The following is a 13,472-nucleotide window of genomic DNA, read 5'->3' as shown; positions in this document are numbered from 1 at the left end:
TGAGCTATTTCTTTGCCGCAAGCGCTTTTTGTAATGCTTGTTACATTAATCGGCGTTCTTCGGGATTTGTGCTCAGTTTATCACTTTTTACGCATGATCATGACGGTAATGTCATCATAAACATCCATTCCATCAATGAAGAGGTAGATGTCTTTAAAGATGGCCTCTAAAATAGCATCTGTAGTATCAAGTTCGATATGTTTTTCGAATGATTTGATTAACCTATGAGATCCGAATTGTTCCCTCTTGGGATTTTCGGCTTCCGTTGCTCCATCAGTATACAATAGGATGATGTCTTTTGGTTGCAGAGGGATTGACTTTTCATGAATGAATTCGTCAATAGATTCTGTTAAACCAACTAACATACCATTGTCGACAGTATCAATAATTTCTGTCTTTTTCAGAGCATGACGATAAACCATAATGGTTTCGTGTTGTCCCACTGTGGTAAACACACCATTTTTATAAGAAAATAAAGACAAGGTAAGGTTACGAATGTCCTTCATTCGCACATGAATATTAGAAAATAAAATAGAGTTAATGGAACGAAGAGACTCGCGTAAAGAGATCACTTTGGAACGTAAAGTGGTGATAAAAGCCGACTGGGTCATGAGCATAACAACTCCAGAAGCCAAACCATGGTCTGTTACATCCCCAATTCCAATGTAGACAGTCCCATCTTCATGGTAGACAACATCGTAATAGTCCCCACCCACTTCATTAGCTGCGTCCATCCGAGCAGAAATTTCTAATTCTTGGATCTTTTTTAATTCTTCATTACGTGGAAGTACCATAGCCTGAATTTGTCTTGCTACTTCCAATTCCATACCGAGATGCATGTTCTCTTCTAAGATGGCTTGTTTTTCTGCGTTAAAAATTAAATCTGCTTGTTCATGGGTTGTACGAGATGTATTTAGGATTGCATAAAGTATCAATCCACCTGTGACAATCATGTACATCAGGATGAGAAAAATTCCCATGGGAACCGCACTGACTAAAAAGAAACTACTGTTCTCTTCTAGGAAGTTTGGTTTGAGATTAGAAGATAATTCGATGAGTTTTGTATTCAAATCGGACATCTCTGGATAGAAGTAAATGGTTAGAGATGCATACTCTACAATAAGGACAATGACTGCAAAGATGATGGTTTTAGTATTATTACGTATTGAAGCAAGGGCAATCAGAATAAAGAAAACATAAATCATGGGAGCCGCATACACAAGGCTCGGATTTTTTTGGGCGTTTGCAGTGTATCCTATAACAAATGTTAGTAGAGTGATCTCTAAAAAGGATGAAAGGAATTTAAAGATATTGAGATATTTGCCAGATTTCTTTAAAGAATAAAGAACAATGAAGTTATAACTGAGAAGTATTAAGATAGAGGAAATTTGGTAATAAAACTCAACAACAGGACGGCCAGATAGCAGTCCCAAAGTGGAGAAAATAAAAATCATTCCGAGGAAGAAGAATCGGAACTTGGTCGCAAAAGTTTCTGCACGGAATTCCCCTTGGTAGGCAATTTCTTTCAGTTGTTTCTTGTAATAATCAGGCAGGACGAATCGATTTTCGTTGGAAGGAGGTTGCGGCATAGAGTAAAGTTTTCTTTTTTAAATTTCGTTCAAGAGAATGGGGCGAATTACATGATAACTTCATACATTTTACTTAAATTGCAAATGATTTTTTATAATATAATGTTCCGCCTCATATTCGAACTTATAAGTATGTACAAGATGAAGATGGGCGGATGGTTGAGGAGGTGCGAGAATTTGTGATTTAGGAGATTTCCAAAATCACTTGGTCCCAAAGTTTTTTGAAATTTGATAGCGATTTTGACTGCCAAGAAACGTTGAGGGATCCTTGGATTTTGATTTGGCAAGCCGCACTTTTTCTTGAATCAATAATGAACATGGAAAGCGTAGTGATCCCTGAGCTGTTTACAAATTGTAAATCTCTGAAGTCCATGGTAAGCAAGCTTCCTTGACAAAGTTTGGCTGCGTCCTTTAAAAATAATTTTATGGGTTCATAAGCGGGTAAGTTCTGCAATCGGATGGAACCTGCGAATTTAACAGTTTTAGTTGCTTCGTCATATTTTATATTATAATCTAAGTCTTTGATTTCCATGAAGCTTCGCCTATTATATCTCTTCTACGTTGATAATTGCTCTTATCGTGATTTCATGAGTATCGGCATCGATCTCGTTGAAACTATAACCAAAACGGACGGGGTAGTCTTTTAATATCATCAGTAGTCCTAAACCGGACTTAGTATCACCGTCTTCTTTGGTTTCGAGTGTAGAAAAATACATCTCCTCCACGTTCTCCGACAAGAGTTTGTTTACAAAAAGCTCAAAACTATCTCGTAAGGTTTTTGACGCCACATTTAAAACATCAATTCTTAAAAGATTTCCGTATTGTTTCAATTCTACGTTGATTTTTCCTTCCATGGCCTTCGAAAATTTAGAAGCATTCTCCAAAAGTTCGTTAATGATTGTAGAAAGGGCATTGGCTTTGGTTTCACTAGCTTCGTAACAATAGGAATAAAATCCGGCAACAAAGTTTGCAGTGAGTCCACATCGGCTCCAATACGTAGTCATATCGATTGGTTGGAAGATCAATCGAAGTTGGCCATCAGCAGGCAAATTTTCTGGAATGATGTGGTATTCACCGATAATCGTGGGTGCCTTTTGATTCAATTTTGCCTCCGCTTCTTTTTGGCTCCTCACCGAGAAGTGGTTTTAAAAAAAAACTCTTTTTTAAGGATCGGTCAACTGAAATACAGGTGTTTTTTTTCTGTTTTTTTTAGTAGAACTTCGAAGGAAGGATGGAAGGGATAGAGTGGGGACACGGAATCATTGGATTTCGCGTGCGACCACGCCATCAATATCGCTTCCATTATAACTACCAGGGGGCCAAGGAAAGTTGGTTCCCGTGTTAGGGTTGTTCACATTACTTGCAGAAGTAATTTTTAGGAATTTGAATCCATTTGTTTGGATTTGACCAACTAAAGTGGCATTACAATTGATATCGTTCGGATCAGCCGCATCTAAATTGTCTAAATCAAATCCGTCACCCCCACCTAACAAAAAAAGTCCACCCGTGTTGATAAATAAATCTTCGTTGGTATATGGTTTAGTAGTCATGTTATAGTATACTGGTCGGAGTCCGCCAAAACGTACCCAACTATCCATGAGGTTGACATTGGCACCCGTATAACTTGGATTAAAACCACAGTAGTTTGTATTATCAATCGAGACTTGGATGACAGATGGATCCATAGCATAAGTATTGGTGTCGTCAGAGATACGAAAGCTATTGTCATAAACAATGAAGTCATCACCAAATGTGTTCTTGACTGTCCTTCCCCCCCAACTGAGAATCATGGTGGCACCTGCTCCAGTGATGTCCAAAGCATAGACATCCAAAGATCCTACGAGTTCGCCCGCACCACAAATTCCATTCACAGCCTTATTTGAATCAGAAAATCCTGAAACGTTGGCACTTGCACTTACAACCGTTGTTGCAAGCAAAATATCTGAGGGAAGGGGAGACTTGGGACAGGAACTTGCACTGGATGCTGCATTCAGTAAGGGCAACAATGCAGCAAGATTCTCTTCTCCAGATGCAGAAGCAGATTTTTTACAAGAAGAGAAGGATACAAAAAACATCAGAAACAAAGGACAAAATGTTTTTATTTTTGAAAGTTTTTGCATCACATCTCCCAAGTTAAGAAACTATTTTTTAAAGTCCAGTCCAAGTTGAGTTTTCAGTTCTTGAAAGTGCTCTACTGAATGTAAACCCACCGCAACCATTGGTTGCATAATTCGCAGAATTACTTGTCACAGAACTTGCAATTACTTCGGCAAGTGTTGCTTTTCCAGAAACCGCTTCACAAAAATAGAAACATTTTGAGGCACCGAGTTCACAACCAGAAGTAGTGACGGCAGTATAATCAATTCGTCCGAATGTAGAGTTAGCGAAGTTGTTTCCGCCTGGTGTGTTTTGGTAATAGAGCCTACGAGTTGCTTTGTCAAAATACAGGATTCGATAGGTTGTGTCACCACCACCGAAGTAGTTTGCATTGGAATTAAATCCAGAAATGATACTTCCCGATCCATCTGGATTGGTTGCAATGATGAGTCGTCCATTAGGAGTTCCCGTCATTTGTCCACTGGCATTATAAGCAAAACCTGCGTTCCACTGTCCGTTATAATCCAATAAAAAGGAAGTAGAGACTGCGCTACCGGCAAGTAAACCAACAAGTAAGTTGTTATTTGCATCCGATTCAGAAACTTGTTTTTCCGTTTGGCATGCGATGATTTGTGCAAGTAAAATCAGGGAAAGGGCTGTTGTTTTGATAGTTCTAGTCATAGAAGTCTCCTAAATGTTTTGAATTTAGGGGAACGCCGATCCAACAAGAAACAAGCTGTTGTTAGGTTTTAAGAATGTATCCTAAAATACAATTACTGTTTGCTATTGTTCGGGTGCCCCGATGCCTTCGGGGCCCCTGTATCCAAATGGAGGACATTTGGAATCAGTTTGTAAAGTTCCTTAACCACGAGGTAAACTCTACGGGGAAGATCTGGCTCACCAAACTTTGATTTGGATTACAGTTGCGGGTCAGCACAGGAATTGCACCTGTTTCCTCCCTAAAGGTATTTTCCAGGATTTCGCAAACGAAGGAAATGTCAAATTTTTAAAGCAAGGATTGGCACTGAAGAAAGTTTGATTTGAAACAGAAACGACTTGGAATTGTAGCGAAAATCTACGGTAAACTTTTGCAACCAAATTGGGTTTTTGGGCACTTACAGAATAAGAGGAAAAGTTATGTTCTATTATGTGGGAAGATCCATCGGATTTGTGCTTATGTGGGTAGTGGTAAAACCAATGCGTTTGAAGTATGGAAACAAAAAAGTTGAAATTCAAAACGACCATATCTTGCGTAAGTTGAATGGCCGATCCATCATCTTAATTTCAAACCATATCAAACCTAGAAATAAATTTTTAAAAGCGATTACAATGCCTTATGATGCTTTTGTAATTCGTGGTGTTCTCAAACGATACGGAATTTATACAACAGCACTCACTAGTTATGATTCTGGAGTTCCCAATAAAGGGAAAAAAAGAAAATGGTTGTACAGAAAAGAACAAATGGTCAAAGGAATTGTGAAGTCCATTGATTTAATTCCTCTGAATCGTAGTGAATCAGATCCCGTTACGATCAAAGATTTTAAACGCAGAATTAGTCGTGGAAACTTAGGAATCGGAATTTTTCCTGAAGGAACTTGGTACCGGGGATTTCGTAAGAGTAGAAAACTTTATCCTGGTATGGTAGTTTTAAGCAAACGATATAACTTGCCAATCATTCCTTTGTATTTGGATGCCTACAATTTGAATAAACCCATTCGAATGTCAGTTGGAAATCCCATTTGGGAAGTGACCGATGCTCCAGAAACGATCAATTATGTTCGGAGCGAACTCATTCGATTGAAAGACAAAGGAACTTCTATAACGGTTTCAGGAGAAGTGGAAGGAAGTTTGGATTTGGATGATGATGGACTCGAAGTCTCACCAAGCGTAAGTTAGTCTATTTTTTGCTGAGAAGTTTTTGAAAGTAGGAAATCCCTTCTTCAATGGGATTTCCTGATCCTTTTCGTTTGCGTAGCATTCCTGTCATATCCAAAACAATCACGCCATACATCCAACTCCACATCATACGAGCGATCGCCGGGTATTCATTTTTGGGATAGGGAATTTCACCGGATTCAAATCCAATGCGGACTGTTTCTAAAAAGAAACGGTAACTTTTTGGTAGTTGTGGAAAGGCTTTTCTGTGGACTCCACCGTAATCGGTGACAAACATCACTTTGTGCAACTCTCGGTTGTTACTTGCAAAGTTAAAGTAGGATCGCGCAATGGCAGCTAACTGCTGAAATGCAGATCCTGTTTCCACTTCTGCACTGGCTTTTTTAAGCATGGAAAGGAGTTCGTCCTCTCCTGATTTGATCAAATCTTGGACTAAGTCAATTTGGCTTTCGTAATAGGAATAGGGACTTGCGACACTGCAACCGAGTCTATTGGCAATCTTTCGCATGGAGAGACCTTCCAATCCTTCTTCTTTTAAAATCAGGAGGGAAACGTTTCTAATTTCCTCTCGAGAGAGGCTATTGCGAATCCGTCTTTGTTTGTTTGGAGCGTCCAACATGGATTTGAATCAGTCTGACCTCCATTGTATTCAAATCCATACAAAAATCGAACGTTTTTCTTAAAAAGCAGCGTTGATTTGGACGTAAGCCATATAAGCATCTTTTGCCAGTTGGTTTTTGCCTTGTAAGTAGTTTTGGTTCCACTCAAAGGATTGGGTGGTGGAATTGTATTGGATTTTGCTATTTCGATAATTACGGATGGAATCACCCGCGCTCAAATACCCAAATCCCATCCATAGAGAAACAAAATCATTGATTTGTCCGTGCCAAGTTAAGTCTACTTCTGTATAAATCCGTTTTCCTAATGCATATGGTGACGAATAGGAATTGTTCGAGTAGTTTTCCGTACTTCCTTTGTCAGCCGCTACTGGATAGGGATTTTTTTCACCCAGGGAACTTGTGGAATTGGCCGCACCACTAATGGCATACCAAGCATCTTGTTTTTCTGCTTTATCGTTTTGGAAGTAGGTAACTTGGAATTCGCCAAAGGATTCTGTTTGGTAAGTGATACTCACCGATTTTGAATATAGATTCTGGGCATTGATATTTTCTGAAATTCCGGCCACACTATTAAAATAGGGAATCACTCCGAACCTTGGATTGGCTAGAGTTTGGAATGTGGATACAGAAGCGTCTGCCCTATTTTTATCTCCAGATGCATACAAAACTTGCCCTCCTAATCTTAGTTTTTTGAAAAACGTATATCCCGTTTGAAAAACATGCATTTGACCTGTGTATTTTTCTCTTTCGGTTCTTGCATTATCATACTCGTTAGAAAGATATTCTTTTAAGTAAGGGTCTTGGATCCGTCGCCCGCTGGTTCCTGTTTGGAAAGCAGATTCCCATGTGAAATCCCAGGATTTTCCTTCGGGAAGAAAGTTTCCTTTGGTTCTATTGGTCAGACGAAATCCGGTGGTGATTAAGTTTTGGTTTTGTCTACTTCTATTCGCCGCAAGTGGATCATCGATAGAAGATTCAGGAAGGCCAGTAATGGGATTCACTGGATTTTTTTTCCATTTTCGAACCACTCCCAAACTATAAAGATCCAAAGTCACCCAATCAGGAATGGTAAAACTATTGTAGGTTCCCAGTAAGGTTGTGTCTGTTCCTGTAGCAGCAGAATTTAATTTTGGATCGTTAGCCGATACAACTCCATTAGTCCCACTTTGTGTCCAGTAGGGCCTTGCCATTAAAAAGTGGATTTTCAAATTGTCGTAGTTAAACATGTGCCTAACTCCATCAAAGGAAAGCCCATTAACAGTCCAGTTTCCACCACCTATCATCCGTTGGTCGCCGTAAGCCCAAATTTGTCGTCCCACTTGTAATTTAGAACGAAGTGGAAGTTGGTTTAATGTCAAGAAAGCTTCCCTGACACCTGTTTGGTTTAAAGATACTGCATTCGTTTGGTTTTTGGAATAAATGTCTGCTGTGTTGTTAAAAAAATTGGCTCGGATATCGCCAGAGGAAGCAGGGGATTCCCCTCCCCAAACACGAGCATCTTGGAGAGTTACTTTTGCTTGTATATAGGGACTGGGATCAAAGATAAAATAAATCGAGGATGTCTGAACAGTCCTGTCAATATAACCTTTGTCAGAGGCATTAAAATCTAAATTGTATCTAGATTCTTGTCTGGGTCGTAGATACAAACCAAATCTTAAAACATCGTTTAACCAAAATTGTTGTGAGTTTGCTGAATGTTTGGATAACTCGGGCTCTACAAACATATGGCGGTTGTATTCTGGATCAATTCCCTTCTCTTTCATAGAAGAAACGTAAGATTTGGGAACTGCGGTTGTTTCGTCAGAATTTTGTGATTCTGTAGGAGTAGCCATGGAAACTGTTAGCGGTAAAAAAAACGCTAACAATAGAAAATAGAAATAACCTTTTGAAATATACATGATATCTTTCCTTTTCCTTAAGTGATGAAGTTTGTTTTATTTAAACGATTCCTGTGATCACTTTCAGAACATAAAAGTACAAAGGGATCCCTATGATAATATTGATTGGAAATACAATCGATAAAGCAACTGTTAGGTAAATACTTGGGTTTGCTTCTGGAATGGATTCTTTCATAGCAGCTGGCACGGCAATATAAGAAGCTGACGCACACAATACCACAAACATAAGAGCGTCACCAATTGGCATTTGGATGATTTTAGTCAGTAGAATAGCAATGATTACGTTAATCAACATAATGATGAGCGCAGATCCTACGAGAAAAAAACCTACTTTCTTTAACTCTCGCATTTGTTTTGCGGCATCGATTCCTTTATCTAATAAGAAGAATGTAAGTAGTCCTTTAAAAATATCTTCAGTGAATGGTTTGGTTGTATTCCATCCGGACTCACCTGATAAATAACCTACAATCAATGCTCCAATCAAAATATAAACCGAAGAACTGAAGAAAGCTTCATGGAGTAATTGTTTCCACTGGATTTTTTCATTTACATTCTCGTTATTTTTCTTTTTGCCCAATCGATCAATGATGACTGCAAGAACGATTGCCGGTGATTCCATAAGAGCCATTCCCGCCACAATGAAACCTTGGTATTCATATCCGTAACTGTGTAAAAAAGCTCCGGCAGTTACAAAGGTCACTGCACTGATGGATCCAAAACTTCCCGCAAGGGCAGCAGAATTTGCATGGTCCAACTTTGCTCTGAAGATGAAGTAAGAGTAAATGGGAACAAAACATGCCATGAACATACAGGCAATCAGTGTCATTAGATGTTCTTCGGCAAAGGGAGACTTAAATAGTTCATGGCCACCTTTGAAGCCAATGGAGAATAAAAGATACAAAGATAGGAACTTGGAGACTCCTTCCGTTATCCGTAGGTCTGATTTAAAAAATACGACACCCATTCCTAAAAAGAAAAAGAGTACCGGTGGGTTTAAGATGTTGTTGAGTGCTGCATGGAAATCCATAATTTCTACCCTCTTGTTGTCATCATTTTAGACACCAATTTTGTCCAATATCATAAAATTGGACAAAAAATAATTCGTTTCAAAATTTCTCAAACATTGAAATCGCTTCCTTACGCACAGAATGCGCCAAAACTGGTGATTCAGATGAAACGAACTGCCGCTGTTCCCCTCCTATTGGCAATCCTAGCAGGACTCGGTGGGTGTTTGTGGAAACCGGAAAGTTTCTATGGGCGGAACATCAGCAGAGATGTCCAATTTTTGGTACCCCTCCGGACAGAAATTCCCAAAAATTGCAGTCATGAATCCATCCAATCTTTGCGAACTTTGGTCTGGATGGACAACCGCAGTGCGGACTCGCTTAGGGGAAAAAGGGAAGATGGTGGGCAGTGGGTTCGAGTCGAGCTGAAGAATGACTCCTCCGTGGACAATTATTTCAGTATTCTGATCCAATGGATCAACATTCCCTTTGTGGAACTTTGTTCGGAAGGTGCTGATGGAGAAATTGTCGATTCTTATAGTGGGTATGTTTGGGAAGATTGGATGGGGTTACTTTCTCCTTTTCCGCATTTTAACGTTACCCTTAAGGCGAAGGAAAGTCGATACTTCTATATTTACTTAGTATCTAACGAAGATCTCAACTTTCCGATTCGAACTGTCTCCTCCGCAAGTTACCGCTCCATTGTATTATTTCGGTTTTTAACATTTTTATTTTTTTCTATGGTGGGAATTGTTTCCTTTGGGTGGGCGATCGCAGAATACTTAAAATCAAAGGAAAAGGTTTACCTATCCATCTTAGTTCACTTTTTAATGTTTTTCCTTCTTGTGTATTCTGTACATGGAAAGGAGTTCGCTTCTATATTTGGAAATTCAAATAACTTAGTCAGACATTCTTATTATATATTTTTATCGATAAATCATTTCATATTTTTTGTTTATCTTGCTTCCTTTGATCAGTTTATAGGCAATCGTTTTTCAAAACAGGTATTGTTTTGGATCGGTGGGTTTGCGGGATTTTTGTATTTGTTTGTCCCTCTCCATCCACGTGTGTATGAATTTAGAATTTTTCTGGTTTTGTCTATTTTTGGAACAGCAGCATACTATCTGTTTAAAACTCATAATTTTTTGCTAACAAAACAAGAAAGTGATGAAAGGGCTTATGTATTTGGATGGTTCTTTTTTCTTTTTTCAGTCTTCTTGAAAACATTATTCCATTTTGATTTTTATCCATACCAACCATTCTTTATTTATGCCGCAGTTTTCTATCTTCCTTTTTTGACAGCCGGCTCTTTTTTGTTTTTGCGAAATTACGAAAAAAAAGATAAATCGAAAACTAGGTATCGGTCGGTAACAACGAAATTAGATAAAAGTGAATTTCGAAGTAAGCTCGAAACTCTGTTAGGTGCCGAAAAAGTATATCTTGATCCAAATTGTAATGAAGAACTCATTGCTTCCAAAATGGGTCTGTCTTACCACCAGTTAAGTGAACTGATCAACTCAGAATACAACTTCAATTTTCCTTCATTGTTAAACCAATACCGAATCAAAGAAGCCATGGCTTTATTGAATGAACAGCCAGAGCTCAATATTGCAGAAGTGGGTAGACTTTCTGGATTTGGATCTAGGTCTGCATTTTATCTGGAATTTAAAAAACAATCCGGTGTGAATCCGAACCAGTTTCGGAAAAATAAAAAGCCATTTTAAGATAGTTAGATAAAGAGGACAATCCCTATGAACAACAAAGAGAAACCAAAAGATTGGTTACCCGGGTTAAAAGAAAATTGGCGATCGGATATCATTTCCGGTTTTATCGTGTTTTTAATTGCGTTGCCCCTTTGTTTGGGCATCTCGCTTGCATCTGGGGCACCACCTATGGCAGGAATTTTTGCCGGAATTGTTGGTGGTGTTATCGCGTCCTTGTTAAGTGGCTCTCACCTAACAATCAATGGTCCTGCTGCTGGTTTGATCGCTGTTGTTTTGAACTCAATTATGGTATTAGGTGGCGGAGATCCAAAACTTGGATTTGAACTGACCCTTGCTGCCATTGTGATTGCTGGAGCTATTCAGGTTGTTTTAGGTTTAGTCAAAGCAGGAAATTTAACCGTTTATTTCCCCATCTCAGTTGTGCATGGGATGATGGCGGCTATTGGAATTATTATTATTTCAAAACAATTTTATGTAGCACTAGGAATCACTCCTAAAGCAAAAACGATCGGGGGATTACTATTAGAAATTCCTTTTAGTTTTTCCTTTGTGAATCCCGAAGTGGCCATCATTGGGATCTCCGCCATTGTGATCATTGCCGTATTAGCTAAAATCAAAAACCCTATAGTGAAAAAACTACCGGCGCCACTTGTAGCAGTGTTAGTTGGTATTCTCCTTGGGATCATTTTTGATTTAGCGGACGAACATTCTTATACTTTGCTCGACCAAATTTATAAAATTGGTCCAGAAAAATTAGTAAACCTCCCAGATCATATTTATGATGGGATTACTTTCCCAAATTTTTCACGATGGAAGGACGGAATTTTTTGGGTGATGGTAGTTACGATAGCGCTCATCGCAAGTATTGAATCATTGTTAACTGCAACTGCCGTTGATAATACAGATCCTTATCGACGTAAATCAAATATGGATCGCGAACTAGTCGCAAAAGGGGCTGGTAACTTCTTTCTTGGATGGATCGGAGGGCTACCAATCATTGCAGAGGTGGTTCGATCCTCTGCCAATATGGAAAATGGTGCAAAAACTCGATGGTCCAATTTTTTCCATGGACTTTTTTTACTTTTTTTCATTTTACTTTTACCAGGTCTGATCCATAAGATTCCTCTGGCATCGCTGGCAGGGATTTTAATTATGGTGGGATTTCGATTGGCTTCTCCACATGTTTTTAAAGAGACATACGAAAAAGGATGGGATCAAATTGTTATTTTTACTGTAACCGTAGTGCTTACTATCGTGGAGGATTTGTTAGTTGGTGTTTTTTGTGGAATCGTGACTGCTATTTTGATTCAAATTTATTTTGGAGTCCCTCTTCGTTATATCTTTGTTGCTGACATCACTGTTAAATCTGAGAACAAGACACATACTTTGGATGTAAAACATGCTTTGTTATTTTCTAATATGATTTCGTTGAAACTTTTGTTTAGAAAAATTACACCTGGTGAACGAGTGGATCTTAAGTTTGATAAGAATGTGAAAATGATCGGCTTTTCGGCCATTGAGTTTTTACAAAGTTTCAAAAGGGATTATGAGGAACGTGGTGGGCAGGTGAATTTGATTGGATTTGAGGATTTAAAACCGATTTCTGCTTATTATGGAGCCACTCGAATCCATAAGTAGTCCATAAAAAATTCTTGTAACTTAACTTTTAAAAACCAATATCCTTGTATGCAGCGGATATTGGTTTGTTCCCTCCTTTTTTTATTTCCCATTCTTATCCAAGCGAAAGATGTTCCTACTTTAAGTGGCAGGGTGATGGATGAAACTTGGACTTTGGATCCTGGGTTTGTTTCTGCATTAGAGAAACAACTTAAAGACCATGAAAGTAACACTAGTAACCAAATAGTTGTTCTTGTGATTCCTTCGCTCGAAGGAGAAGATATATCCGAATACTCAATCAAAGTTGTTGAAAAGTGGAAACTGGGACAAAAGAAAAAAGACAATGGAGTTTTGTTGTTAATCTCTCTTGGTGATCGAAAAATAAGAATAGAAGTCGGATATGGATTAGAAGGAAGTTTAACGGACATTTTGTGTCGCCATATCATTGAAAATGAAATTAAACCTGATTTTAAAAAAGGAGATCTTACCTCTGGAATTCAAAATGGTGTGAATGCAATTATTGAAGCCATTGCTGGTTCCTATACAACTCCCAAAACAGAAGACTATTCTCACTTAGGGCCTCTTTCTTTTTTAGGGGAAATTGGTGCAGGCCAAGATGAAATTCCGTATCAGGTGAGAATCTTTATCTCCGTTTTTGTATTGATCATTTTAGGAATTTTTACCTATGTAGCAGCTAACGCACCATATATTGGTTGGTTTATCTATTTCTTTTTGTTTCCCTTTTGGAGTATATTCCCCACGGCCATTCATGGTGCCAATATTGGTGCCGCAGTATTTTTAGCGTATGCAATTGGAGTTGGTTTGTATAAACTTTATCATCTATTGACCCCACATGGCCGTAAGCGAATGAAGAAGGGAATTTTTGGAGGATCTTATCGCAGCTCTGGTAGTAGCGGAGGATGGTCGAGTAGCAGTAGTGGGGGAAGCTCCCGATCCAGTGGTTTTAGCGGCGGTGGTGGGAGTTTTGGAGGGGGAGGTAGTTCTGGAAGTTGGTAATTTTTTTAAA

At 38.7% G+C, this 13,472-nt stretch carries 12 protein-coding genes; 4 read left to right on the top strand and 8 right to left on the bottom strand.

All coding sequences use genetic code 11. The annotated features are described in order from the left end of the window. Window positions 1–80: 80 nt before the first annotated feature. The 5 genes from JWG40_RS16525 to JWG40_RS16505 all read right to left on the bottom strand — a co-directional run bounded on the left by JWG40_RS16525 (window position 81) and on the right by JWG40_RS16505 (window position 4,367). Window positions 81–1,589, bottom strand: a complete 1,509-nt coding sequence (locus JWG40_RS16525; protein ID WP_205286873.1) for a PP2C family protein-serine/threonine phosphatase — start codon at window positions 1,587–1,589, stop codon at window positions 81–83. 184 nt (window positions 1,590–1,773) lie between these two features. Further along, the gene (locus tag JWG40_RS16520; RefSeq protein WP_205286872.1) at window positions 1,774–2,121 is read right to left on the bottom strand and encodes a slr1659 superfamily regulator; all 348 of its coding nucleotides are present in this window, start codon (window positions 2,119–2,121) and stop codon (window positions 1,774–1,776) included. Window positions 2,122–2,134: 13 nt separating this feature from the next. Beyond that, on the bottom strand, window positions 2,135–2,692 hold the full coding sequence (locus tag JWG40_RS16515) for a slr1658 superfamily regulator (protein ID WP_205286871.1): 558 nt from the start codon (window positions 2,690–2,692) through the stop codon (window positions 2,135–2,137). Window positions 2,693–2,848: 156 nt separating this feature from the next. Beyond that, window positions 2,849–3,709 carry an LIC_13355 family lipoprotein gene (locus JWG40_RS16510; protein ID WP_205286870.1) on the bottom strand — a complete coding sequence of 287 codons (861 nt, stop codon included), beginning with the start codon at window positions 3,707–3,709 and terminating at the stop codon, window positions 2,849–2,851. A 28-nt stretch (window positions 3,710–3,737) separates the two neighbouring features. Then, window positions 3,738–4,367 (bottom strand): hypothetical protein, encoded by a 630-nt coding sequence (locus JWG40_RS16505; RefSeq protein WP_205286869.1) that lies wholly within the window; start codon window positions 4,365–4,367, stop codon window positions 3,738–3,740. 456 nt (window positions 4,368–4,823) lie between these two features. Between JWG40_RS16505 and JWG40_RS16500 the strand changes: the two genes are divergently transcribed. Beyond that, window positions 4,824–5,582: a lysophospholipid acyltransferase family protein gene (locus JWG40_RS16500; protein WP_205286868.1), complete on the top strand. Its 759-nt coding sequence runs from the start codon at window positions 4,824–4,826 to the stop codon at window positions 5,580–5,582. Window position 5,583: 1 nt separating this feature from the next. On the opposite strand, the gene JWG40_RS16495 is transcribed toward JWG40_RS16500, so the two are convergent. From JWG40_RS16495 to JWG40_RS16485, 3 genes are read right to left on the bottom strand one after another with little or no spacing between them, the layout of a single operon-like run. Then, entirely contained in the window at window positions 5,584–6,201 is a 618-nt protein-coding gene (locus tag JWG40_RS16495; protein ID WP_205286867.1) for a TetR/AcrR family transcriptional regulator, read from the bottom strand. A 60-nt stretch (window positions 6,202–6,261) separates the two neighbouring features. Beyond that, entirely contained in the window at window positions 6,262–8,100 is a 1,839-nt protein-coding gene (locus tag JWG40_RS16490; RefSeq protein WP_205286866.1) for an alginate export family protein, read from the bottom strand. 40 nt (window positions 8,101–8,140) lie between these two features. Continuing rightward, on the bottom strand, window positions 8,141–9,127 hold the full coding sequence (locus JWG40_RS16485; RefSeq protein WP_205286865.1) for a sodium-dependent bicarbonate transport family permease: 987 nt from the start codon (window positions 9,125–9,127) through the stop codon (window positions 8,141–8,143). On the opposite strand from JWG40_RS16485, the gene JWG40_RS16480 reads away from it, so the two are divergent. From JWG40_RS16480 to JWG40_RS16470, 3 genes are read left to right on the top strand one after another with little or no spacing between them, the layout of a single operon-like run. Further along, window positions 9,116–10,828, top strand: coding sequence for an AraC family transcriptional regulator (locus JWG40_RS16480; protein WP_232369442.1), 1,713 nt, complete (start codon window positions 9,116–9,118; stop codon window positions 10,826–10,828). The genes JWG40_RS16485 and JWG40_RS16480 overlap by 12 nt on opposite strands. A gap of 27 nt (window positions 10,829–10,855) precedes the next feature. Further along, window positions 10,856–12,466 (top strand): SulP family inorganic anion transporter, encoded by a 1,611-nt coding sequence (locus tag JWG40_RS16475; protein WP_205286864.1) that lies wholly within the window; start codon window positions 10,856–10,858, stop codon window positions 12,464–12,466. A 48-nt stretch (window positions 12,467–12,514) separates the two neighbouring features. Further along, entirely contained in the window at window positions 12,515–13,462 is a 948-nt protein-coding gene (locus JWG40_RS16470) for a TPM domain-containing protein (RefSeq protein ID WP_205286863.1), read from the top strand. Window positions 13,463–13,472 lie beyond the last annotated feature (10 nt).

This window comes from Leptospira abararensis (genome assembly GCF_016918735.1).
GTDB classification, from domain to species: Bacteria; Spirochaetota; Leptospiria; order Leptospirales; family Leptospiraceae; genus Leptospira_A; species Leptospira_A abararensis.
Note: the sequence above shows the minus strand (reverse complement) of the source record. Positions and strands in the feature narration are given on the sequence as shown.

Bases quoted from the DNA above. Each gene is read 5' to 3' on its own strand.
- JWG40_RS16475 (WP_205286864.1), top strand. From the start codon at position 10,856: ATGAACAACAAAGAGAAACCAAAAGATTGGTTACCCGGGTTAAAAGAA.
- JWG40_RS16485 (WP_205286865.1), bottom strand. From the start codon at position 9,127: ATGGATTTCCATGCAGCACTCAACAACATCTTAAACCCACCGGTACTC.
- JWG40_RS16500 (WP_205286868.1), top strand. From the start codon at position 4,824: ATGTTCTATTATGTGGGAAGATCCATCGGATTTGTGCTTATGTGGGTA.
- JWG40_RS16490 (WP_205286866.1), bottom strand. From the start codon at position 8,100: ATGTATATTTCAAAAGGTTATTTCTATTTTCTATTGTTAGCGTTTTTT.
- JWG40_RS16495 (WP_205286867.1), bottom strand. From the start codon at position 6,201: ATGTTGGACGCTCCAAACAAACAAAGACGGATTCGCAATAGCCTCTCT.
- JWG40_RS16510 (WP_205286870.1), bottom strand. From the start codon at position 3,709: ATGCAAAAACTTTCAAAAATAAAAACATTTTGTCCTTTGTTTCTGATG.
- JWG40_RS16525 (WP_205286873.1), bottom strand. From the start codon at position 1,589: ATGCCGCAACCTCCTTCCAACGAAAATCGATTCGTCCTGCCTGATTAT.
- JWG40_RS16480 (WP_232369442.1), top strand. From the start codon at position 9,116: ATGGAAATCCATAATTTCTACCCTCTTGTTGTCATCATTTTAGACACC.
- JWG40_RS16505 (WP_205286869.1), bottom strand. From the start codon at position 4,367: ATGACTAGAACTATCAAAACAACAGCCCTTTCCCTGATTTTACTTGCA.
- JWG40_RS16520 (WP_205286872.1), bottom strand. From the start codon at position 2,121: ATGGAAATCAAAGACTTAGATTATAATATAAAATATGACGAAGCAACT.
- JWG40_RS16470 (WP_205286863.1), top strand. From the start codon at position 12,515: ATGCAGCGGATATTGGTTTGTTCCCTCCTTTTTTTATTTCCCATTCTT.